This window comes from Pseudomonas sp. 2957 (assembly GCF_031456345.1).
GTDB lineage: Bacteria > Pseudomonadota > Gammaproteobacteria > Pseudomonadales > Pseudomonadaceae > Aquipseudomonas > Aquipseudomonas siliginis.
On sequence record NZ_JAVDUL010000002.1, the window covers coordinates 890,529 to 911,525 of the forward strand.

Annotated in this window: 17 protein-coding genes and 4 tRNA genes; 5 read left to right on the top strand and 16 right to left on the bottom strand. The window is 58.4% G+C overall.

The window, feature by feature from the left end; all coding sequences use genetic code 11:
* Positions 1–195 precede the first annotated feature (195 nt).
* Positions 196–1,119, bottom strand: a complete 924-nt coding sequence (locus J2Y39_RS09465; protein ID WP_252876589.1) for a 1-aminocyclopropane-1-carboxylate deaminase/D-cysteine desulfhydrase — start codon at positions 1,117–1,119, stop codon at positions 196–198.
* A 125-nt stretch (positions 1,120–1,244) separates the two neighbouring features.
* Positions 1,245–3,284: an NADPH-dependent 2,4-dienoyl-CoA reductase gene (locus tag J2Y39_RS09470; protein WP_056788766.1), complete on the bottom strand. Its 2,040-nt coding sequence runs from the start codon at positions 3,282–3,284 to the stop codon at positions 1,245–1,247.
* Between the two features lie 208 nt (positions 3,285–3,492).
* Between J2Y39_RS09470 and J2Y39_RS09475 the strand changes: the two genes are divergently transcribed.
* Both J2Y39_RS09475 and J2Y39_RS09480 read left to right on the top strand, forming a co-directional pair.
* A complete protein-coding gene (locus J2Y39_RS09475; protein ID WP_310217004.1) occupies positions 3,493–4,623 on the top strand; it encodes a nitrilase-related carbon-nitrogen hydrolase in 1,131 nt (376 codons plus the stop codon).
* A 3-nt stretch (positions 4,624–4,626) separates the two neighbouring features.
* The gene (locus tag J2Y39_RS09480) at positions 4,627–5,667 is read left to right on the top strand and encodes an AraC family transcriptional regulator (RefSeq protein ID WP_252876591.1); all 1,041 of its coding nucleotides are present in this window, start codon (positions 4,627–4,629) and stop codon (positions 5,665–5,667) included.
* A 386-nt stretch (positions 5,668–6,053) separates the two neighbouring features.
* Here J2Y39_RS09480 and J2Y39_RS09485 read toward each other — a convergent pair whose 3' ends face one another.
* The 11 genes from J2Y39_RS09485 to J2Y39_RS09540 form a co-directional block, all read right to left on the bottom strand.
* On the bottom strand, positions 6,054–6,908 hold the full coding sequence (locus tag J2Y39_RS09485; RefSeq protein ID WP_252886453.1) for a DUF2242 domain-containing protein: 855 nt from the start codon (positions 6,906–6,908) through the stop codon (positions 6,054–6,056).
* A gap of 748 nt (positions 6,909–7,656) precedes the next feature.
* Positions 7,657–9,528 carry a SurA N-terminal domain-containing protein gene (locus J2Y39_RS09495; protein WP_310217010.1) on the bottom strand — a complete coding sequence of 624 codons (1,872 nt, stop codon included), beginning with the start codon at positions 9,526–9,528 and terminating at the stop codon, positions 7,657–7,659.
* Between the two features lie 227 nt (positions 9,529–9,755).
* A complete protein-coding gene (locus J2Y39_RS09500; protein WP_016775333.1) occupies positions 9,756–10,028 on the bottom strand; it encodes an HU family DNA-binding protein in 273 nt (90 codons plus the stop codon).
* A 149-nt stretch (positions 10,029–10,177) separates the two neighbouring features.
* Positions 10,178–12,574 (bottom strand): endopeptidase La, encoded by a 2,397-nt coding sequence (lon, locus tag J2Y39_RS09505; RefSeq protein ID WP_016775334.1) that lies wholly within the window; start codon positions 12,572–12,574, stop codon positions 10,178–10,180.
* 163 nt (positions 12,575–12,737) lie between these two features.
* On the bottom strand, positions 12,738–14,021 hold the full coding sequence (gene clpX, locus J2Y39_RS09510; protein WP_016775335.1) for an ATP-dependent Clp protease ATP-binding subunit ClpX: 1,284 nt from the start codon (positions 14,019–14,021) through the stop codon (positions 12,738–12,740).
* Positions 14,022–14,133: 112 nt separating this feature from the next.
* Positions 14,134–14,769 carry an ATP-dependent Clp endopeptidase proteolytic subunit ClpP gene (clpP, locus tag J2Y39_RS09515; protein ID WP_016775336.1) on the bottom strand — a complete coding sequence of 212 codons (636 nt, stop codon included), beginning with the start codon at positions 14,767–14,769 and terminating at the stop codon, positions 14,134–14,136.
* A gap of 92 nt (positions 14,770–14,861) precedes the next feature.
* Positions 14,862–16,172: a trigger factor gene (gene tig / locus J2Y39_RS09520; RefSeq protein WP_016775337.1), complete on the bottom strand. Its 1,311-nt coding sequence runs from the start codon at positions 16,170–16,172 to the stop codon at positions 14,862–14,864.
* 401 nt (positions 16,173–16,573) lie between these two features.
* Positions 16,574–16,649: transfer RNA gene (locus tag J2Y39_RS09525), tRNA-His, on the bottom strand.
* Positions 16,650–16,726: 77 nt separating this feature from the next.
* Positions 16,727–16,811 (bottom strand) — tRNA-Leu (locus tag J2Y39_RS09530).
* 57 nt (positions 16,812–16,868) lie between these two features.
* A tRNA-His gene (locus J2Y39_RS09535) sits at positions 16,869–16,944 on the bottom strand.
* Positions 16,945–16,976: 32 nt separating this feature from the next.
* Positions 16,977–17,053: transfer RNA gene (locus tag J2Y39_RS09540), tRNA-Arg, on the bottom strand.
* 275 nt (positions 17,054–17,328) lie between these two features.
* Between J2Y39_RS09540 and folD the strand changes: the two genes are divergently transcribed.
* Together folD and pbpG are read left to right on the top strand one after the other, a co-directional pair.
* Positions 17,329–18,183 (top strand): bifunctional methylenetetrahydrofolate dehydrogenase/methenyltetrahydrofolate cyclohydrolase FolD, encoded by an 855-nt coding sequence (gene folD, locus J2Y39_RS09545; protein ID WP_016775338.1) that lies wholly within the window; start codon positions 17,329–17,331, stop codon positions 18,181–18,183.
* A gap of 230 nt (positions 18,184–18,413) precedes the next feature.
* A complete protein-coding gene (gene pbpG / locus J2Y39_RS09550; protein ID WP_310217015.1) occupies positions 18,414–19,352 on the top strand; it encodes a D-alanyl-D-alanine endopeptidase in 939 nt (312 codons plus the stop codon).
* A gap of 54 nt (positions 19,353–19,406) precedes the next feature.
* On the opposite strand, the gene J2Y39_RS09555 is transcribed toward pbpG, so the two are convergent.
* From J2Y39_RS09555 to J2Y39_RS09565, 3 genes are all read right to left on the bottom strand, one after another.
* Positions 19,407–19,613 (bottom strand): hypothetical protein, encoded by a 207-nt coding sequence (locus J2Y39_RS09555; RefSeq protein ID WP_041477156.1) that lies wholly within the window; start codon positions 19,611–19,613, stop codon positions 19,407–19,409.
* 12 nt (positions 19,614–19,625) lie between these two features.
* Complete coding sequence (locus J2Y39_RS09560; protein WP_056788754.1) at positions 19,626–19,832, bottom strand: DUF6021 family protein; 207 nt, start codon at positions 19,830–19,832, stop codon at positions 19,626–19,628.
* Between the two features lie 90 nt (positions 19,833–19,922).
* Complete coding sequence (locus J2Y39_RS09565; RefSeq protein WP_310217018.1) at positions 19,923–20,594, bottom strand: peptidase C39 family protein; 672 nt, start codon at positions 20,592–20,594, stop codon at positions 19,923–19,925.
* Positions 20,595–20,828: 234 nt separating this feature from the next.
* Here J2Y39_RS09565 and J2Y39_RS09570 point away from each other — a divergent pair, with 234 nt between their 5' ends.
* The gene (locus J2Y39_RS09570) at positions 20,829–20,993 is read left to right on the top strand and encodes a hypothetical protein (RefSeq protein ID WP_164488349.1); all 165 of its coding nucleotides are present in this window, start codon (positions 20,829–20,831) and stop codon (positions 20,991–20,993) included.
* Positions 20,994–20,997: the final 4 nt, after the last annotated feature.

Below are 20,997 nucleotides of genomic sequence, written 5' to 3' on the forward strand. Positions count from 1 at the left end.
AACAATAATCACGCACAACAAACTATTCAAACCAAAAGAACCTACAAGATATAAGCAACATAGAGTTACGCCCACAGTTCAACGCACACCAACAACTTTAAATAAGCAGAAATAATAAACCGTACAAATAAGACTTTTGTGTATTGCAAATATCATTACGCCGAAACGCTGGCATGTACTGATCGCGTCCATCGGCTATGTCATTGCAAATCCGCGTCGCCCCTGCAAGCCCCCCGTGTGGATAAAGATCAGACGCGTGCCGATGGCAAATTCGCCTGCTTCGACATGCTGCTTGAGCGCCAGCAAGGCCTTGCCGGTGTACAGCGGTTCCAAAGGGATGCCGCTGGTTTGCTCGGTCTGATCGATGAAGGTCAGCAACGCCTCGTCAACTTTGGCGAAACCACCACGGCTGGCGTCGATCAGTTGATAGCCCGCCGCATGCTCGGTGGCGGGCGCGAGGATCGACTCGATGTTCGGCGCTACGCCGTGATCATCCGGCACTGCCAGAGCGCCGTACACCGCGCGCTTGCCTTTCTCGGCGAGCGCCAGCCCGGCCAGTGTCGTGCCGGTGCCACAGGCCAGCCACCAGGCGTCGAAATCATCCCAGCCGAGCTTGGCCAATTGCTCTTCGGCTTGCTGCCTGATCGCTGCGCAACCCAGTGCGCCGGCCACGCCACCACCGCCCTCGGGCACTGCATGCAGCGTCGGATATTGCGCGTGCCACGGTACCCAGAATCCCGCTTCGTGCCGCGCGCGATAGCCGGCGTAACCCAGCCAATGCAACTGCATGCCGAACGCTTGCAGATCTCGCACTGTCGGCGTGTCCTGCGGGTGCCCGCGCAGCAGTCCCACGGTTTTGAAACCCAGCCGCTTGCCCGCCGCCGCCAGCGCATGCAGGTGATTGGAATGCGCACCGCCGAGGCTGGTGATGCCCTCGGCGCCGGCACGCTCGGCGGCTTTGAGGTGTTCGACGAGTTTGAACCACTTGTTGCCGCTGATCAGCGGGTCGATGCGGTCCAGGCGCAGGATCGCAACCTCGATGCCGGCAGCTGCAAGCCAGTCCAGATGGAGCGGTTCGAGAGGGGCCGGGGGTAGCCAGTTGGGGGGAGGCAAAAGCATGGGCACTGCACAATCTGGAAAAGACCACATACTAGTAGGAGCTGCCGCAGGCTGCGATCTTTTGATCTTGCTTTTGAAATCAGGATCAACAGATCGCAGCCTTCGGCAGCTCCTACAGAATGTGTTTACAACTCAGCCGCCAGCCGCGAACCTTGATTGATCGCCCGCTTGGCGTCCAGCTCCGCCGCCACATCCGCGCCGCCGATCAAGTGCACGTTCTGCCCGGCTTCAACCAGACCGTCGTGCAATTCACGCAACGGATCCTGCCCCGCGCAGATCACGATGTTGTCCACTGCCAGCAGTTGCGGCTCGCCGGATTCGCCGATGCGAATGTGCAAGCCTTGGTCATCGATGCTCAGGTATTCGACGCTGTTGAGCATCTGCACCTGCTTGTTCTTCAGACCGGTGCGATGAATCCAGCCGGTGGTTTTGCCCAGACCGTCGCCGACCTTGGTTTTCTTGCGCTGCAACAGGAACACCTCACGGGCCGGCGCATGCGGTGCCGCTTTGATTCCCGCCACACCACCACGGGCCTCCAGTTGCGTGTCGATGCCCCACTCTTTCCAGAACGCCGCGCGATCCAGACTGGTGGCTACGCCTTGATGAACGAGAAATTCCGAGACATCGAAACCGATCCCGCCAGCACCGATTACCGCGACACGCTTGCCGACCGGTTTGCGCTCGAGGATCACATCCAGATAACTCAGCACCTTGGCATTTTCGATGCCCGGAATCGCCGGCACGCGCGGGGCGATACCGGTGGCGAGAATGATTTCGTCGTAGCCGCCCTCAACCAACTTGGCCACGTCGACGCGGGTGTTCAGGCACACCTCGACATTGGTGGTTTGCAGCTTGCGGTTGAAGTAGCGCAGGGTTTCGAAAAACTCTTCCTTGCCCGGCACGCGCTTGGCAATGTTGAACTGGCCACCAATCTCACTGGCCGAATCGAACAACGTCACCTGATGACCGCGCTCGGCGGCTACGGTGGCGGCAGACAAGCCGGCAGGGCCGGCACCGACCACGGCGATTTTCTTGATCTGCTGCACCGGCAGGTAATTGAGTTCGGTTTCGTGGCAGGCGCGCGGGTTGACCAGGCAACTGGTGAGCTTGCCGCCAAAGGTGTGGTCGAGGCACGCTTGGTTGCAGCCGATGCAGGTGTTGATTTCGTCGGCGCGGCCTTCGGCGGCTTTGTTGACGAAGTCCGGATCGGCGAGGAATGGTCGGGCCATGGAGACCATGTCGGCATCGCCCTCGGCAAGAATCTGCTCGGCAATTTCCGGGGTATTGATGCGGTTGGTGGTGATCAGCGGGATGCTCACCGAGCCGCGCAACTTGGCCGTGACCTTGCTGAACGCTGCACGCGGAACCTTGGTGGCGATGGTCGGAATCCGCGCTTCGTGCCAGCCGATACCAGTGTTGATGATGGTCGCACCGGCCTGCTCGATGGCTTTGGCCAGCATGACGATTTCATCCCAGGTGCTGCCACCTTCGACCAGATCGAGCATCGACAGGCGGAAGATGATGATGAAATTCGGCCCGACCGCTTCGCGCACACGACGGACAATTTCTACCGGCAGGCGCATGCGGTTTTCGTAGCTGCCACCCCAGCGGTCGGTGCGGTGATTCGTGTGCGCGGCGAGGAACTGGTTAATGAAGTAACCTTCCGAGCCCATGATCTCGACGCCGTCGTATTCGGCGGTTTGCGCCAATACCGAGCAGGTGACGAAATCACTGATCTGCTTTTCGATGCCCTCTTCGTCCAGCTCTTTGGGCTTGAACGGGTTGATCGGCGCCTGAATCGCGCTCGGTGCTACCTGTTTCGGGCTGTAGGCGTAACGCCCGGCGTGAAGAATCTGCATGCAGATCTTGCCGCCTGCCTCGTGCACCGCGCGAGTGACGATGCGGTGCTTGAGCGCCTCTTCCTCGGTAGTGAGCTTGGCCGCGCCGGAATACACGCCGCCCTCGTCATTCGGGCCGATGCCGCCGGTGACCATCAGGCCGACACCGCCACGGGCACGTTCGGCGAAGTACGCCGCCATGCGTTCGAAGCCACCCGGCTTTTCTTCAAGGCCAGTGTGCATCGAGCCCATCAGGGTGCGGTTGCGCAGCGTGGTGAATCCCAGGTCCAGCGGGGCCAGCAGATGCGGGTAATGAGCGGCGGTCATCGGTAACTCCACAACGAGCGATCACGGAAAAATTGCGGGAGCTCTGCGTCCCCCGTCAGTCATGTTCGACAGACTAAGAGTCGCACCGCTGTCACTCAATGACCGTAACTGACAAGTTATTGATCCAAATGCACAGCGCCCCTTGGCAACCCGGGCCATGGGCCCTACCCTAGTCGGCACATCCTGTACCCGGCTGTTGTTGGTTTTCATGCGCAAACTTCTGTATCTGTTTTTCTCCATGGCCCTCGTTGCCGCCCTGACCACCTACGCCATGTGGGCGGCAGACCGGCCGGCGGGGCATTACCTGTCGGACCTGCGCATCAAGCTCGCCGTCAATCAGGGCACGCCCGGCGACCGCGGCAATCTGCTCGGCATCCAGCCCGAACTGTTCCCCACCGATTACCAAAGCTCCGCACGCCTGCACCGCAAACTCGCGGCGTATCTGCAGCAGGCGCGCGATCAGGGCTTGCTCAACGAAAAAACCGTGGTGGTGTTGCCCGAGCACGTCGGCACCTGGCTGATGGTCAGCGGCGAGAAAGACGAGCTTTATCAGGCGCCGACCCTGGCGGAGGCGATGAACTGGCTGGCGGCGAGCAATCCACTGCTGTTTGCCCGAGCGTGGCTGCGGGCCAAGGGCGAGCAACGGCTGGACGATGCTTATCTGCGGATGAAAGCGAAGGCCATGGCCAAGGATTACCAGGCGCTGTTCGGCGGTCTGGCCAAAGAGTTCCAGGTCACCCTGGTGGCCGGCTCCATCGTGCTGCCGGAGCCAAGCATCCGCGACGGCCGGCTCAAGCCCGGCAGCGGCGCCCTGTTCAACAGCAGCGTGGTGTTTGGTCGCGACGGCGTACCGTTGGGCCAGCCGCAGCGGCAGATGCATCCGATCTTTGATCAGCAAGGTGTGATTCAGGCCGAAGATAAACACGCCATACAGGTCGTCGACACACCGGCCGGACGCCTGGGCATCCTGATCGGCAGTGACAGCTGGTACCCCGGCAACTACCGCACCCTCGATGAGCAAGGCGCGCAACTGGTGGCCGTGCCGGCGCAGGTTATCGGCCAAGGCGCCTGGGACAAGCCATGGCGTGGCTACAAGGGCTCGAGCACGCCGGGCTCGGTCAGCCTCAAGCCCGGCGACCTCAGCGAAGGTCAGGCCTGGCACCGATTGACCCTCACCGCACAACCACCGAGCAGCCGCGCGATTGCCGGCGTCAGTGTGTTCATGCGCGGGCAGTTCTGGGACAAGTCGAGTACCGGCACAAGCTTCCTCAGCAGCAACGGCCAGCAGTTCGCCGATGGCGAGGCCCGTGGTGCGCGCTTGCTGAACGTCTGGCTGTAAACCATGAAGCCGCAGCCGATGCGCCTCGGGGATCTGTCGGTGGGTTTCGTCCATAGTCTGGCCGACGCCGTGCGCAGCCACGACGTCGATCCGCTGCCTCTGCTTGAACAATATGGCCTTGATGCAGCGCGACTGGCCGAGGCCGGGGCGCGATTGTCGATCCCGCGTTACATGCGCCTGGGCCATGCGGCGATTCAACTCACCGGCGACCCGGCCCTGGGCCTGCGCATGGGCCGAATGATCCGCTTGAATCAAGCCGGTCTGGCCGGCATCACTGCGGCGCAAGCACCCACCGTGCGTGAAGCGGCCCGCTGCCTGACGCGCTTCGAGCCGCTTTACGGCTCGAACTATCGCGGGCAGTCCAGTTTTCATGAAGATGCCAACGGTGCCTGGTTGCGCTTCTACTCGATCAGCCCATACAACGCCTATAACCGCTTCGTGGTCGACTCGATCCTCGCCGGCTGGCTGCATCAGCTGTCGAGCCTTTGCGGCGAAACGTTGCGCGCCGAGCGAATCGAAATCGAATTCGAAGCCCCGGATTACCGCGAAGCCTACACAATGCTCGGTGACTGCCCGATCCAGTTCAGCGCCGAGCGCAACCAACTGCGCCTGAGCCTGAGCAGCCTCGCCCTGCGCAACCCTGAACATTGCCCGAGCACCTGGCGACATCTGCTGCAATTGTGCGAGCGGGAGCTGGAACAACTGACCCGCACCCGCAGCCTGCGCGAGCGCATCACTCAGTTGCTCGGCCCGCTGCTCAATGGCGGCCGCGAGCCGGACCTTGAAGAAGTCGCGGCACGCCTGAAACTGCCGACCTGGACCTTGCGCCGCAAGCTCACTGAGGAAGGCACGCAATTTCGCGCGATCCTCAATGACACACGCCGCGACCTGGCGATGACCTACATCCGCGACACCGAACTGGCATTCGGCGAAATCGCCTACCTGCTGGGCTTCGCCTCAGCTGAAGCCTTCCAGCGCGCATTCAAGCGCTGGAGCGGGCAGACGCCCGGCGAATCCCGACGAAATTACCGCTCGGGGGCCTGAAGCTCAGAGTTCCGTCGCGTCGTCAGCCGGCTCTGGTTGATCCAGTTCAAAGGCCTGGTATTCGAGCAGTTCTTCCTGATACTCATCCATCGTATGAATCCCCCAACTGCTCGCTATGAAAATGGCCTGATCAATCGACCTGTGCCCCGAGCATAAAGTGCCCGTGTGAAGGAAAAGTGAAACGCTGCCTTCATGAATAAAACGTAGCAGGTGGTTGGGGATTTATCGCGGCGATGATGCCGCAGGTGTGTTACCAGATTTTAAGCCAACCCGAAAACCACTGTGGGAGCGAGCCTGCTCGCGAAGCGGTGTGTCAGTCTAATCATCTGTCGACTGATACACCGCTTCGCGAGCAGGCTCGCTCCCACAGGGTTTCGCTTGGTTTCTTATTGGCCCGAAGCCGGCATCGCCGGAATCGGCTCGGATGGTGGCGGAATATCCGGGTTGGTCGGCGGAGTGATGGTTTCGCTGGCCGGCGCTGGCTCTTCCACGGGCGCTGGCGCAGGCGTAATCGGCGTCGACTCCGCTGGGGGCACCATCGGTTCGGAACTCACTGGCGCGGTTTCAACCGGGGCCGGTGCAGTTTCCGCAGCCGGCACGGGGACCGGTTCCGCTGCAGGTGTCGGCGCCAGAGGCGCAGGTGCAGGTGCCGCTTTTGGTTCTGGCACACCAAGATCGGTTTTCGGCTTTTCTTCGATGTGTGCAGCTTTCTTCGCATCGGCGGGCAGGAACTGCTCCACCAGCGTGAAGAAACGCTCGTAGAACTTCTGCGCAATGACCGTCTCACTGGCGACCTTGACCATCGAGTCGTCCGAGGAGCCGATCGGCATCGACACCGAGCCCAACACACCGACACCGAGGCTGGCGGAATTGTTGGTCTTCTTCAACGCATAACGGTCCTGCAAGGCGTTGGCGAACACCGTCGCATGATGCCCGGCGCTGCCATCTTCGGCGCAGACCACGTTGAAACTGATCTCGAGGTGCGTCTCGCCGGTCTGCTGGAAGCTCTTGTGCCCGCTGACCAGTTTGGGATCACTGCTGGTAATGATGTAGCCCTGACTGAGCAACGCGCGCCGGGCCGCTTCGCAACTGGCGGTGTCGGTTACCGGGTAATTGCGCGAAAAGGTGCCGGAGTCATCGAAGTTCTCATGCTCATAGATCGGCTTGTCCTTCGAACAACCGGCCACCGCAGTCAACAAAAGCGCCAGCCCGACAACACGCATGGGAGTGGAAATCAACATTGAACATCCTGAGGGAAAACAGTCCGGGGCGTATTGTGCAACAGATCGTCGCCCCATGGCGCATGGAATAGTGTCAAGAATCGGTTACAACTTTACCGGTCATGGCCGTCAGGAAAAAGCCGCGTGGACAAATGATCGATCAACGCGCGAAATTTCGCCATGGCTTGTCGGCTCGACGGCCATAACACCCCAGAACCGACCGGCGTGTTCTAAAGCAAAAGAAAGGTAAAAACTCAAGATCAGGTCGGCTGCCAAGCCGCCTTCGCGAGCAGGCTCGCTCCCACAAAAGCAAAAGCAAAGCAGCGCAGCTGCCCGCGGCAAAGCCGCCCCACTCAACAATGAGCGCAAGCTCGAGTGCTTCTGATCTTGCTTTTGATCCACCGGCGACGTCGGAAGGCTGAGTGGAGGGATTGATCCGGGCGTGGGAGCGCAGCGACCGTCTGGCGCAGCCAGACACAGCGGAAGGAGGTGCAGCGAAGCAAACCGGAGCCGCTGCGACCGGATCGATCCCGCAGCGAAGGAACCCGAGCCTGCGAGGGCCGAACGTAGGAGCAAGCCTTTTTGGGTACTTTTTCGGCGTCTGGAAAAAGTGCCTCGCCGTAAGGGCGAAACCACCAGCCGCCGCACCCGAAGAAACGGATATTCACCCAAACCACCCAGAGCATGGCCGGCCCAAAGGCCGCCAAGCCACCAAAACAAAAAAGCCCCGACCATCAGGCCGGGGCTCCTTCAAACGTCAGTCAAAAGATCAGAACCGCTCGATCTTCGCCTCAGCTTCCAGTTGCTTGCGATACGCCGCAAAGTCCTGCTGCCCTTCACGGGAAGCCAGGAAGCGACGATATTGCGCCTTCTCTTCATCAGTAGGCGCAGCAGCTTCGTTAACACCGTTGAGGCGCACCACCATCAGGCTGCCATCCGGCAAGGTAACGCTGGAGAACGTCGGCTTGTCCTTGGCAGCCGGCTTCGGCATACGGAACAGTGCCTGCAGCACAGCCGGATCAACCCCTTCCTGACCACGGGTGGCCGCTTCGGTGATCTTCCAGTTCTGACCGTCAATGGCCTTGTCCAGCGGCGCCTTGCCGTCGCGCAGATCAGCGATCAGCTTCTCGGCACGGGTCTTGGCCTCGGCACTGGCGTGCTCCTTGGTCAACTGAGTGCGGATCGCCGCGTTGACGCTTTCCAGTGGCAATTGCGCAGGCTTGAGATGCTCCTTGGCGCGCAGCACGATCACGGTTTCCGGGTCCAGCTCGATGGCGGTGCTGTTGGCACCTTCATCAATCACTTCCGGGCTGAACGCGGCAGTGACCACGGCACGGTTGGCTGCAACACCTTCGCCACCTTCACGGCCGAACGGCTTGGAAGTGTGCACGGTCAGTTTCAGATCCGCTGCTGGCTGCGCCAGGTCAGAAGCTTCGAACGCCGAGTCTTCCAGTTGTTTGGTCGCCTCAACAAAACGCTGCTCGACCTGAGCGGCTTTCAGCTCGCGGGTCAGCTTGTCTTTCAGGCTGGCCAGGGTCGGCACTTCAGGCGCTTCCACGCCCAACAGCTTGATCAGGTGATAACCGAAGTCGGTACGAATCGGCTCGGACACCTGGTCTTTCGACAAGGAGTACAGCGCTTTTTCGAAAGCCGGGTCGTAAACGCCAGGACCGGCATAACCAAGGTCACCACCATTGTTGGCGGAACCCGGATCCTGCGAGAACTCCTTGGCCAGCGCTTCGAACTTCTCGCCCTTGGCCAGACGCGCCTGGACTTCGTCGATCTTCGCTTTCGCCTGCGCTTCGGTAGTCTTGTCGTTCACTTCGATGAGGATGTGCGCGGCACGACGCTGTTCCGACAGGTTGGCGATCTCTTTCTGGTAAGCCGCCTCAAGATCTTCATCCTTGACCGCAACCTGATCGAAGAACGACGATTTCTTCAGCTCGACGTAATCGATGATCACCTGATCCGGCGTCATGAATTCCTTGGCGTGCTCGTCGTAGTAAGCCTTGACCTCGTCATCGGTCAGCTTGACCGCAGCCGGGTCGGCCTTGACGTTAAGAGTGGCGAAATCACGGGTCTGTTTTTCCAGACGGGCAAAAGCCAGCACTTCGGCGTCGGTGACGAAACCGCTGCCGGCAACACCAGCGCGCAACTGGCCGATAAGCATTTCCTGAGCCAGCATCTGACGGAACTGCATGCGGCTGTAGCCCAGTTGACGGATCACCTGGTCGAAGCGCTCGGAGCTGAACTTGCCGTCGACCTGGAATTCAGGCGTCTGCAGGATCACTTGATCCAGCGCGGCTTCGGAGAACGAGAACTTCGCCTGTTCAGCGCCTTGCAGCAGCAACTTGCGGTCGATCAGGCCTTTGAGCGCCGATTCGCGGAGCATTTTTTCGTCGAGCAAGGACGCATCGAAGTCCTTGCCCAGTTGTTGCATCAGCTGACGGCGTTGCATATCAACGGCCTGGCTCAGCTCGTTCTGGCTGATTTCGTCACCGTTGACCTTGGCCGCCTCGTTCTTGTGAGTCGTGGCCTGGAAAATGGCATCGAAACCGGTCAGGGCCATCAGTGCAACGATGACCCCGATAATGGTCTTGGCAATCCAGCCTTGTGAATTGTCCCTGATATTTTGCAGCATGCGTCCCCCAGAAACGGTTGAACTTCAATTTAGGCAACCGTGGAGCGTGGGTAGAATCCGGATAGAAGAAAGGCGCATCCGAGGATGCGCCTTCTCGTAACTGGCGGAGCGGACAGGGCTCGAACCCTCGATCCCGGCGTTACAGGTAGCTCTTTCAGCCACCTGTTCTACCGCTCCGCTGCCAAGTCAGGCTTGACCCCGACCCGGATGGGTAAAAACCTGGAAACTCAGTTAACAGCTTCTTTCAGCGCTTTACCGGCTTTGAAACCTGGCTTCTTGGCAGCCGGGATTTCCAGAGACTTGCCAGTTTGCGGGTTGCGACCGGTACGAGCCGGACGGTCAGTCACGGAGAAAGTACCGAAACCAACCAGAACAACGGAGTCGCCAGCCTTCAGAGCGCCAGTGACGGATTCGATTACAGCGTCCAGCGCACGGCCAGCAGCAGCTTTCGGGATATCAGCGGATGCAGCGATAGCATCAATCAGTTCCGACTTGTTCACTCTAAGTCCCCTTATATCTATTTTGAGATGTTTCTAAGTTTTTTGGTGAAAGCAAAAACGAGTGCTGAATGGCCTACAGACACTTAAGAGCCGCTTTATAACAAGGGCTCTAAAATGCTGTCAAGGAAAGCCCCCCAGGCTAAAACGTATTAATGCGTGCTAATTCTTTCCTTGGCATCAGACTCGCGTTTTTCGTCCTTGGCAACTATCTCCGGAGCCACATCCGGCAAGGGCTCCGGCGCGTATTGCAGCGCAATTTGCAGGACCTCGTCAATCCATTTAACCGGCTTGATCTGCAGATCCTGCTTGATATTGTCAGGAATCTCCTTCAGATCGCGGACGTTTTCTTCCGGAATAATCACAATCTTGATTCCGCCGCGGTGAGCCGCCAGCAGTTTTTCTTTCAAACCGCCAATTGCCAGCACTTGCCCACGCAGAGTGATCTCACCGGTCATGGCGACATCGGCGCGCACCGGAATACCGGTCAATGCCGAAACCAACGCCGTGCACATACCGACGCCAGCACTTGGGCCGTCTTTCGGCGTAGCACCTTCCGGCATGTGAATGTGCGTGTCGCGCTTCTCGTGGAAGTCCAGCGGGATGCCCAGACTCTTGGCGCGGCTGCGCACAACGGTCTGTGCGGCAGTGATCGATTCGACCATCACATCACCCAGCGAACCGGTCTTGATCAGTTGACCTTTACCCGGAATCACTGCGGCTTCGATAGTCAGCAATTCACCGCCAACCTGAGTCCACGCCAGGCCAGTCACCTGCCCCACCTGATCCTGCTGCTCGGCCAGGCCGTAGCGGAACTTGCGCACGCCGAGGAAATGCTCGAGCAGGTCAGCTGTCACTTTTACCGAGAAGCGTTTTTCCAGCGCATGCTCTTTGACTGCCTTGCGGCAGACCTTGGCGATCTGTCGCTCGAGCCCCCGCACGCCCGCTTCACGGGTGTAATAACGGATGATGTCGCGGATCGCTTCCTCATCGAATTCCAGCTCGCCCTTCTTCAGACCATTGGCGGCGATCTGTTTCGGCGAGAGGTATTTCACGGCGATGTTGATCTTCTCGTCTTCGGTGTAACCCGGCAGACGGATGACTTCCATCCGGTCCAGCAGCGCTGGCGGGATATTCATCGAGTTCGAGGTGCACAGGAACATCACATCAGAGAGGTCGTAATCGACTTCCAGATAGTGATCGTTGAAGTTGTGATTTTGCTCGGGATCAAGCACTTCCAGCAACGCCGAAGCCGGATCGCCACGCATATCGCTGCCCATTTTGTCGATTTCATCGAGCAGGAACAGCGGGTTGCGTACGCCCACTTTTGTCATCTTTTGAATCAATCTACCCGGCATCGAACCGATGTAAGTCCGGCGGTGACCACGAATTTCCGCTTCGTCACGCACGCCGCCCAAGGCCATACGTACGAATTTGCGATTGGTGGCATGGGCAATCGATTCCGCCAGCGAGGTTTTACCCACACCTGGAGGACCAACCAGGCACAACACCGGGCCACGGATTTTCTTCACGCGCTTCTGCACGGCGAGGTATTCAAGGATGCGCTCCTTGACCTCTTCGAGGCCGTAGTGATCGGCGTCGAGAATGTCTTCTGCACGGGCCAGGTCGAGGCGTACTTTGCTCTGCGCCTTCCACGGCACCTGCACCAGCCAGTCGATGTAGGAGCGCACCACGGTGGCTTCAGCCGACATCGGCGACATCTGCTTGAGCTTGTTCAGCTCAGCGGTGGCCTTGGCCAGCGCATCTTTCGGCAGGCCGGCAGCATCGATGCGCTTTTTCAGCTCTTCTATTTCATTGTGGCCTTCGTCGCCGTCACCGAGTTCTTTCTGAATGGCCTTCATCTGCTCATTCAGGTAGTACTCGCGCTGGCTGCGCTCCATTTGCTTTTTGACGCGGCCGCGAATGCGCTTTTCAACCTGCAGCAGGTCGATTTCGGCATCCAGCAGTGCCAGCACGTGCTCGACACGGGCCGACAGATCGATGATCTCGAGGATTTCCTGCTTCTGCTCGATTTTCAGCGCCATGTGCGCGGCCATGGTGTCGACCAGACGACCGGGCTCATCGATGCTGTTGAGCGACGACAGGACTTCAGCCGGAACCTTCTTGCCCAGCTGGACGTATTGTTCAAACTGCGACAGCAGCGTGCGCACGAAGACTTCCGACTCGCGCTCGGCGGCGTCGACTTCTTCGATCAGAGAAACTTCGGCGCGGCAGTGGCCATCGACTTCGCTGAAGCGTTCGACGGTGCCACGCTGCTCGCCTTCGACCAGAACCTTGACAGTGCCATCAGGCAGCTTCAGCAGTTGCAGTACCGTGGCAATCGTACCTACGCGATAGAGAGCGTCTTCACCGGGATCATCGTCAGCCGGGTTTCGCTGGGCCAGCAGCAGAATCTGCTTGTCACCCGTCATCGCGGCCTCGAGGGCTTCGATGGATTTCTCGCGCCCCACGAACAGCGGGATAACCATGTGCGGATAAACCACGACATCACGCAATGGCAGGAGAGGCAATTCGATGGTTGTCTTCATGATTTCGCCTCTACGGCGGCCGTATGGCCGTAATCAGATGGAATTAAGCTTGAAACCAAGATGGGGGCTGCCTCGAAAAAAAACAAGCGCAAAGCGGAGGTAAAAAACGACTTAAAAAAAAAGAGGCCCGAAGGCCCCTTCTTTGCTGCGGCGCTGTGAACGCTTACGCGTCCGGCGCTGCCTTGGCCGTCGGCTCACTGTTTTCGTAGATATACAGTGGCTTGGACTTGCCTTCGATCACGCTTTCATCGATCACGACTTTGCTCACCTCGGACTGCGAGGGGATTTCATACATCGTGTCGAGCAATACACCTTCGAGAATCGAACGCAGGCCACGGGCACCGGTTTTACGTTCCAGAGCACGCTTGGCGACCGATTTCAGCGCGTCGGAACGGAATTCCAGATCCACGCCTTCCATCTCGAACAGCTTGGCATACTGTTTGGTCAGAGCATTTTTCGGCTCGGTGAGGATTTGCATCAGCGCAGCCTCGTCGAGCTCATCCAGTGTCGCCAGGACCGGCAGACGACCGACGAATTCCGGGATCAGACCGAACTTGACCAGATCGTCAGGCTCGACTTCACGCAGGGATTCACCAACCTTCTTACCCTCTTCCTTGCTGCGCACTTCGGCGTTGAAGCCGATGCCGCCTTTGGTGGAACGGTTCTGAATGACCTTTTCCAGGCCGGAGAACGCACCACCGCAGATGAACAGGATGTTACGGGTGTCGACCTGCAGGAATTCCTGCTGCGGATGCTTGCGGCCACCTTGCGGCGGTACCGAAGCGACCGTGCCTTCGATCAACTTGAGCAAGGCCTGCTGCACGCCTTCACCGGAAACATCACGGGTGATCGACGGGTTGTCGGACTTGCGGGAAATCTTGTCGATTTCGTCGATGTAGACAATGCCCATCTGGGCTTTCTCTACGTCGTAATCGCACTTCTGCAGCAGCTTCTGAATGATGTTCTCGACATCTTCACCCACGTAACCGGCCTCAGTGAGGGTGGTTGCGTCGGCAATGGTGAACGGAACGTTCAGCAAGCGGGCCAGTGTTTCGGCCAGCAGGGTTTTACCGGAGCCTGTCGGGCCGATCAGCAGAATGTTGCTCTTGCCGAGTTCGACGTCGTCAGCCTTTTTGTCACGCTGGTTCAGGCGCTTGTAGTGGTTGTACACCGCTACGGCCAAAACCTTTTTCGCACGCTCCTGACCAATGACGTACTGGTCAAGGATGCCGCTGATTTCTTTAGGCGAAGGCAATTTATGCGCGCTGCTTTCGGCCTGTGCTTCCTGCACCTCCTCGCGGATGATGTCATTGCACAGGTCGACGCACTCGTCGCAGATAAAGACCGAGGGGCCGGCAATCAATTTGCGCACTTCATGCTGGCTTTTGCCACAGAAGGAGCAATAGAGCAGCTTGCCGTTGTCCTCGCCGTTGCGGGTGTCAGTCATTCGTTCGATCCAAATCCGATAGGCTTGCAACACAAGATGAAGGCTATTGCGGGCTTTTTCAAGCCCGCCGCTGATCGGACATGCCGATCAGGCCTGTTTTGCGCTGCTTATATTAAGCTGGACGCTGGTTGATCACTTCGTCGATCAGGCCGTATTCCTTCGCAGCTTCAGCACTCATGAAGTTGTCGCGATTGGTATCGCGCTCGATTTCTTCCAGAGTACGGCCGCTGTGCTTGGCCATCAGCATGTTCAGACGCTCGCGGATGAAGAGGATTTCCTTGGCGTGGATTTCGATGTCCGACGCCTGGCCCTGGAAACCGCCCAGTGGCTGGTGAATCATCACGCGCGAGTTCGGCAGGCAGAAACGCTTGCCCGGTGCACCTGCGGTAAGCAGGAATGCGCCCATGCTGCAGGCCTGACCGATGCAGGTGGTCGATACGTTCGGCTTGATGAACTGCATGGTGTCGTAGATCGACATGCCGGCAGTCACCGAACCGCCCGGCGAGTTGATGTACAGATGGATGTCCTTGTCCGGGTTTTCCGCTTCAAGGAACAGCAGTTGCGCACAGATCAGGTTGGCCATGTAGTCCTCTACCGGGCCCACCAGAAATATCACTCGCTCCTTGAGCAGGCGCGAGTAGATGTCGTAGGCGCGTTCGCCACGAGCGGACTGCTCGACAACCATCGGGACCAGGCCGCCGGCGGCCTGGATATCAGAGTTCTGCTGAATATAAGAATTACGGAACATGCTCTGCAGTCGCTCCCAAATAGTTATGTCTTGAATACGCATAAGCCAGCTCGAGAGCTGGCTTATGGTGTGCACTTCTAACGCAAAATCAATCAGTCGGCTGCTGGAGCTTCTACCGGCTTGACTGCTTCTTCGTAGGAGACCGATTTGTCGGTCACACTAGCTTTCTGCAGAACAGTATCCACAACTTGTTCTTCCAGCACAACCGAACGCACTTCGTTCAGTTGCTGCTCGTTTTTGTAGTACCACGACACGACCTGCTCTGGCTCCTGGTAAGCGGAAGCCATTTCCTGAATCATTTCGCGAACGCGAGCTTCATCAGGCTTCAGATCGAACTGCTTGACTACTTCAGCAACGATCAGGCCCAGCACGACGCGGCGCTTGGCTTGCTCTTCGAACAGCTCGGCCGGCAGTTGGTCTGGCTTGATGTTGCCGCCGAACTGCTGAACAGCCTGCACGCGCAGACGGTCAACTTCGTTGGACAGCAGAGCCTTTGGCACTTCGATCGGGTTGGTGGCCAGCAGACCGTCCATTACCTGATTCTTGACCTTCGATTTGATCGCCTGACGCAGTTCACGCTCCATGTTCTTGCGAACTTCGGTGCGGAAACCGTCGATGCCGCTTTCCTTGATGCCGAATTGAGCGAAGAACTCTTCGTTCAGCTCAGGCAGCTTAGGCTCGGACACAGTGTTGACGGTCACGGTGAACTCGGCGGTTTTGCCAGCCAGGTCCAGGTTCTGATAGTCCTCAGGGAAGGTCAGGTTCAGAACGCGTTCTTCGCCGGCTTTAGCGCCAACCAGGCCTTCTTCGAAGCCCGGGATCATGCGGCCGGAACCCAGCACCAGCTGAGTACCCTTGGCGGAGCCGCCAGCGAACACTTCGCCGTCAACCTTGCCAACGAAATCGATGTTCAGCTGATCTTCGTTCTGCGCAGCGCGGTCGGCCACTTCGAAACGGGTGTTCTGCTTGCGCAGGATGTCGAGCATCTTGTCCAGATCAGCGTCAGCCACTTCAGCGCTCAGACGCTCAACGGTGATGCCTTCGAAGCCAGCAACGGTGAACTCAGGGAAGACTTCGAATACAGCAACGTATTCCAGATCCTTGCCCGCTTCGAGCGACTTTGGCTCGATCGAAGGCGAACCGGCAGGGTTGAGCTTCTGCTCGACCACAGCTTCGTAGAAGGAAGACTGGATGACGTCGCCTACCGCTTCCTGACGCGCATCAGCACCGAAACGGCGCTTGATTTCGCTCATTGGCACTTTGCCTGGACGGAAGCCAGCAATTTTGGCCTTTTGGGCAGTCTGCTGCAGACGCTTGTTGACCTGAGTCTCGATGCGCTCTGCCGGCACGGTGACGCTCATGCGGCGCTCGAGAGCAGTAGTATTTTCAACAGAAACTTGCATGGATATTCCTCGTTGCACAGACGTTAGCCGGCCGTTTCCGACCCCAGAATCAAGGGCATGCATTCTAGTGGGTCAAACTCAAGAAGTCACCCTACTGGAAACGGGTAAAAAAACAGCAGGCAATTTATAGGGAGCGCCGCACGAATGCCGTGCACTCCACTGGCGAATACAAGCGATCACGTCAGGGCTCTGCAGCAACGCTTCTATATATAGAAGCAACTATCAGATACGCCTCGACAGGTGTTCCAGCAAAACCGGAACGACGAGCAGCTCAGCGTCATCGGATCCTTTAAAAGCGATGAAGTGCCCTGCCCTGCGCTTCGAAATCGGCCATGGCCGGATTTCGAAACCGCTAAAACAAAAAAGGCGCCAGACTGTTAAATCTGGCGCCTTTCGAAATATGGGGTGGACGATGGGGATCGAACCCACGACAACGGGAGTCACAATCCCGTGCTCTACCAACTGAGCTACGCCCACCATATTGCGTAACAAAAAAGCCAAACAACTTCTTTGTCGAAACTTCATCAGGCCCTAGGCACAGATGAAGCTTTATTTGGTGCGGATGAAGAGACTCGAACTCTTACGCCTCGCGGCGCTGGAACCTAAATCCAGTGTGTCTACCAATTCCACCACATCCGCGGATGAAGCTTTTAAAGCAAAGGCGCCAGACCGTTAAATCTGGCGCCTTTCGAAATATGGGGTGGACGATGGGGATCGAACCCACGACAACGGGAGTCACAATCCCGTGCTCTACCAACTGAGCTACGCCCACCATATCGCGTTACTTGTGCCAAAGCTGCCTAATGGCGCACCCGGCAGGACTCGAACCTGCGACCATCCGCTTAGAAGGCGGATGCTCTATCCAGCTGAGCTACGGGCGCCTTGTTAATCTGTACTCTTAAAGGACTACAAACTAAGTGCTTTCCAGTGTCGCAGAACCTTGATTCCGCTTCACCTTCTTAACCAGTGCTAGGCTGTGCCCGACAAGTGCGACGAATAGTATAGAGGGCTCCAAAGGTCGTCAAATCCTTTTTGAAAAAAATTCATTTAATTAAAGGAGTTAGAGGAATTTGCTGACCAAGCGCCTTTGCCCTCACCGCTCGACATGCGAGAATGCGTTCTCATTTTTTCCCCTCTCGATGGTTAATCACGCGCAATGACTGCACAACTAATCGACGGCAAATCGATCGCCGCCAGCCTGCGCCAGCAGATCGCCCAACGAGTTGCCGAGCGTCGCCAGCAAGGCCTGCGCACCCCCGGCCTCGCGGTGATCCTGGTCGGCAGCGATCCTGCCTCTCAGGTTTATGTCTCGCACAAGCGTAAAGACTGTGAAGAGGTTGGCTTCCTCTCTCAAGCCTACGACCTGCCCTCCGACACCACTCAGGACGCCCTGACCGATCTGATCGATCGCCTCAACGACGATCCGGCTATCGACGGCGTTCTCCTGCAGTTGCCTCTGCCCGAACACCTCGACGCGTCCAAGCTGCTGGAACGCATCCGCCCGGACAAAGACGTCGACGGTTTCCATCCCTACAACGTCGGCCGCCTGGCCCAGCGTATTCCGCTGCTGCGCCCCTGCACCCCGAAAGGCATCATGACCTTGCTGGAAAGCACTGGCGCTGATCTTTACGGGATGGACGCGGTAGTCGTGGGCGCCTCCAATATCGTCGGTCGCCCGATGGCCATGGAATTGCTGCTGGCCGGCTGCACCGTCACTGTGACTCACCGCTTCACCAAGGATCTGGCGGGCCACGTCGGCCGCGCTGATCTGGTGGTCGTTGCCGCCGGCAAGCCGGGCCTGGTCAAGGGCGAGTGGATCAAGGAAGGCGCGATCGTGATCGACGTCGGCATCAACCGTCAGGACGACGGCAAACTGGTCGGTGATGTCGTTTACGAAACCGCCCTGCCCCGCGCCGGCTGGATCACCCCGGTACCGGGCGGCGTTGGCCCGATGACCCGCGCCTGCCTGCTGGAAAACACGCTCTACGCCGCAGAAACCCTGCACGTCTGACCGGGTTTTTACGCCGCATCAGAACCCCGCCTCGTGCGGGGTTTTTCTTGCCTGAGAAAAAACTTCAACCGTTCGCCGGAAACCGCTCTTTTTACAGGCCTTTTCACGAGATTTTCAGGTCTTACAAACAACCATCGACAGTTCTTCAGCCATACTCCTAAAATGCGCCGGTTTTGAGAAATAACCCGTTACAAACTAACGGTATATCCAACCTTTTAGAGTTCGCCCGCGTGAAAATTCGTCTCTCGATTCTGAGCCTGTTGTTTGCTGTTACAGGCACATTCATCACGCCAACGATCAACGCTGCGGAAACCACCGCTGCTCCACGTGACGCTTCGACATTGAAGATCGCGTCTGGCAGCGCCCTGCTCATGGATATGCAGACCAACAAAGTCATTTATTCCAGCAACCCTGACGTGATCGTACCGATCGCTTCCGTCAGCAAGCTGATGACTGGCCTTGTCGTGGTGGAAGCTCGACAGAACATGGACGAATGGATCGATGTCGATATCAGGAACACCCCGGAAATGAAGGGTGTGTTCTCCCGCGTCAAACTCAAGAGTGAGCTGCCTCGCCGCGAGATGCTGCTGATCGCCTTGATGTCTTCGGAAAACCGCGCCGCCGCCAGCCTCGCGCACCACTATCCAGGTGGCTACGCTGCTTTTATTGCGGCAATGAACGCCAAGGCCAAGGCGCTGGGCATGACCAGCACGCACTTTGTCGAGCCGACCGGGCTGTCAGAGCGCAACGTTTCCACCGCCCGCGACCTGAGCAAATTGCTGGTGGCCGCGCACAAGCAACCGCTTCTGGTGCAACTGACCACCACCAAGGAAAAGACCGTGGCGTTCCGCAAGCCCAACTACACCTTGGGCTTCCGCAATACCGACCACTTGGTTACCAAGGCCGATTGGGACATCAAGATTACCAAGACCGGTTTTACCAACCCGGCCGGCCATTGCCTGGTGCTGGTGACGAAGATGGGCAACCGTCCGGTCGCCCTGGTGATTCTCGATGCGTTTGGCAAATATACGCATTTTGCCGACGCCAGCCGTATCCGCAGCTGGGTGGAAACCGGGCGCAGCGCGAGTGTTCCAGCGGTGGCACAGCAGTACAAAGCCGACAAGAACCTCAAGAGCCGTCAGAGCGGCGTGGTCGAAGCGGCAAAGTAGATCCGGCAATCATGAAAAAGCCCCGAATGTTCGGGGCTTTTTTTCGTCTGCGCGTCAGTCGTTGGGCAGTGGCATCTTGTCGTCATCAGGAATGCCATCGCCCGAGCTCGGCTCTGGCGAAACGTCCGGCGTCAGCACATTTGGCCGCGCCATCGGGTCGCGCATCGGGCTGTCCGGGTCCAGCACCGGATCAACCTCCGGCTCCGGCGTGGTCGGTACGCTGTCAGGTTTGTGGTCATCGAAGCTTGAATCGGTACTCATACGCACCTCACATCAAGGTTTCAGATCGGCTAACGGATCATAGGGCTTGGCCGGTTTCTTCGGATCTTCACCGGGCTCGACATCCTGCGGGGCCTTAGCCGGACCGACCGGATCAACTTGCGGATCCTCGAGGTCCGGCGAATCCGGATCGAAGCCCAGATCATCGCCCGAGGAATGTTCGGACGAGTGTGGGCCTTTCGGGGTTTGGGAATCTGCCATGTTGCCTCCTTGATTCACCCGCGAAGCACGGGCATTAATCTTCAGAGGCCGGCCCGGCGCAGTCGTGCCCGGCAGATGACGAACGGAGGTTTATTGCGCCGCCAGAGCCTTTCGCGCCTGCGCCGCAGCGTTTTCTTCACCGGCCTGCGCCAGTTCATCGGCGGCTTTCAGCCAAAGGGAGCGGTCGACGGCTGCCGGGATCTGCGACGGTTTCTGAATCAGGATCGCCCAGCCACCGGCCTTTTCGAGCGCTGCTTGAAAGCTGCCGAAATCCATCAACTGCCGACGATTCATGCCGGCGCGCAGCAGGACCTTCTGTTTGTTGCGGTCGTAGCCGGACAGGATCGCGTAACGCGGCTCGGCCCAGAATGCCGAACCTTCGCTGAAACGTACCATGACCGGATAGCCCGCCGCGACCTGGGTCAGCAAGGCTGGCAGCTCGCTGTCGAGCGGATAAACCACCAGGCCATATTCGCGGGCGAGGTTCTGCATGTTCTGCTGCAACTTGTCCTCAGCCCCCGGCAAGTGCAGCGGTTTTTCCAGAAGGCCCGGGGTGATGACGATGCCTTGTTGCGACAGCAGACTGGCGAGCACCTGCGGCCCGCTCTGATTGGCTTCGCCACGATAAAAGGTGCCACTGAGCTCAACCCGCTCCGGCAAGCGCTTGACTTCCGGGGCCACGTTGCCCGCGCATCCGCTCAGCAACACCGCGCAAGCGCCGGCAAGCAACGCTCCGCGCACTCGAGAAAATACCTGAACCATCGTCACTCTCTTCCAGACGCCGGTCATCGTGTTCCGGCAACGCCAGCGATCATAGAGCCGCACCCGCCTGCGGTATAGCCTTAAACCGCAGAGCGGGCGATTGCATCGAGCAAACTGATTGGTCACTAACGACCTTTGGTCAATAGCTTGAAACACCCCATTGACTAGACTGTCACTGAAATAGAGCGAATTGCGAAAAGCGAGCGCCCGACGCAGGGCGAAGAGGAGGCACCAATGAGCCTGACCATGACCATTGTGATGTTGATAGCCGGCTGGCTGGCCGTGGCGACTGCCATGTTGTGGGGTGTGCTGCGGATTTCGCGGCGGCATCATCCGGTGCAGACGATGCCGGTTGAGAAAACAGAGAAGCATCCAGTGCGGCACGCTGCTGCGCATTGAAGAT

Coding starts and splice junctions, on each gene's coding strand:
- J2Y39_RS09465 (WP_252876589.1), bottom strand. CDS start 1,119: ATGCTTTTGCCTCCCCCCAACTGGCTACCCCCGGCCCCTCTCGAACCG.
- J2Y39_RS09470 (WP_056788766.1), bottom strand. CDS start 3,284: ATGACCGCCGCTCATTACCCGCATCTGCTGGCCCCGCTGGACCTGGGA.
- J2Y39_RS09475 (WP_310217004.1), top strand. CDS start 3,493: ATGCGCAAACTTCTGTATCTGTTTTTCTCCATGGCCCTCGTTGCCGCC.
- J2Y39_RS09480 (WP_252876591.1), top strand. CDS start 4,627: ATGAAGCCGCAGCCGATGCGCCTCGGGGATCTGTCGGTGGGTTTCGTC.
- J2Y39_RS09485 (WP_252886453.1), bottom strand. CDS start 6,908: ATGTTGATTTCCACTCCCATGCGTGTTGTCGGGCTGGCGCTTTTGTTG.
- J2Y39_RS09495 (WP_310217010.1), bottom strand. CDS start 9,528: ATGCTGCAAAATATCAGGGACAATTCACAAGGCTGGATTGCCAAGACC.
- lon (WP_016775334.1), bottom strand. CDS start 12,574: ATGAAGACAACCATCGAATTGCCTCTCCTGCCATTGCGTGATGTCGTG.
- clpX (WP_016775335.1), bottom strand. CDS start 14,021: ATGACTGACACCCGCAACGGCGAGGACAACGGCAAGCTGCTCTATTGC.
- clpP (WP_016775336.1), bottom strand. CDS start 14,769: ATGTTCCGTAATTCTTATATTCAGCAGAACTCTGATATCCAGGCCGCC.
- tig (WP_016775337.1), bottom strand. CDS start 16,172: ATGCAAGTTTCTGTTGAAAATACTACTGCTCTCGAGCGCCGCATGAGC.
- folD (WP_016775338.1), top strand. CDS start 17,329: ATGACTGCACAACTAATCGACGGCAAATCGATCGCCGCCAGCCTGCGC.
- J2Y39_RS09555 (WP_041477156.1), bottom strand. CDS start 19,613: ATGAGTACCGATTCAAGCTTCGATGACCACAAACCTGACAGCGTACCG.
- J2Y39_RS09560 (WP_056788754.1), bottom strand. CDS start 19,832: ATGGCAGATTCCCAAACCCCGAAAGGCCCACACTCGTCCGAACATTCC.
- J2Y39_RS09565 (WP_310217018.1), bottom strand. CDS start 20,594: ATGGTTCAGGTATTTTCTCGAGTGCGCGGAGCGTTGCTTGCCGGCGCT.
- J2Y39_RS09570 (WP_164488349.1), top strand. CDS start 20,829: ATGAGCCTGACCATGACCATTGTGATGTTGATAGCCGGCTGGCTGGCC.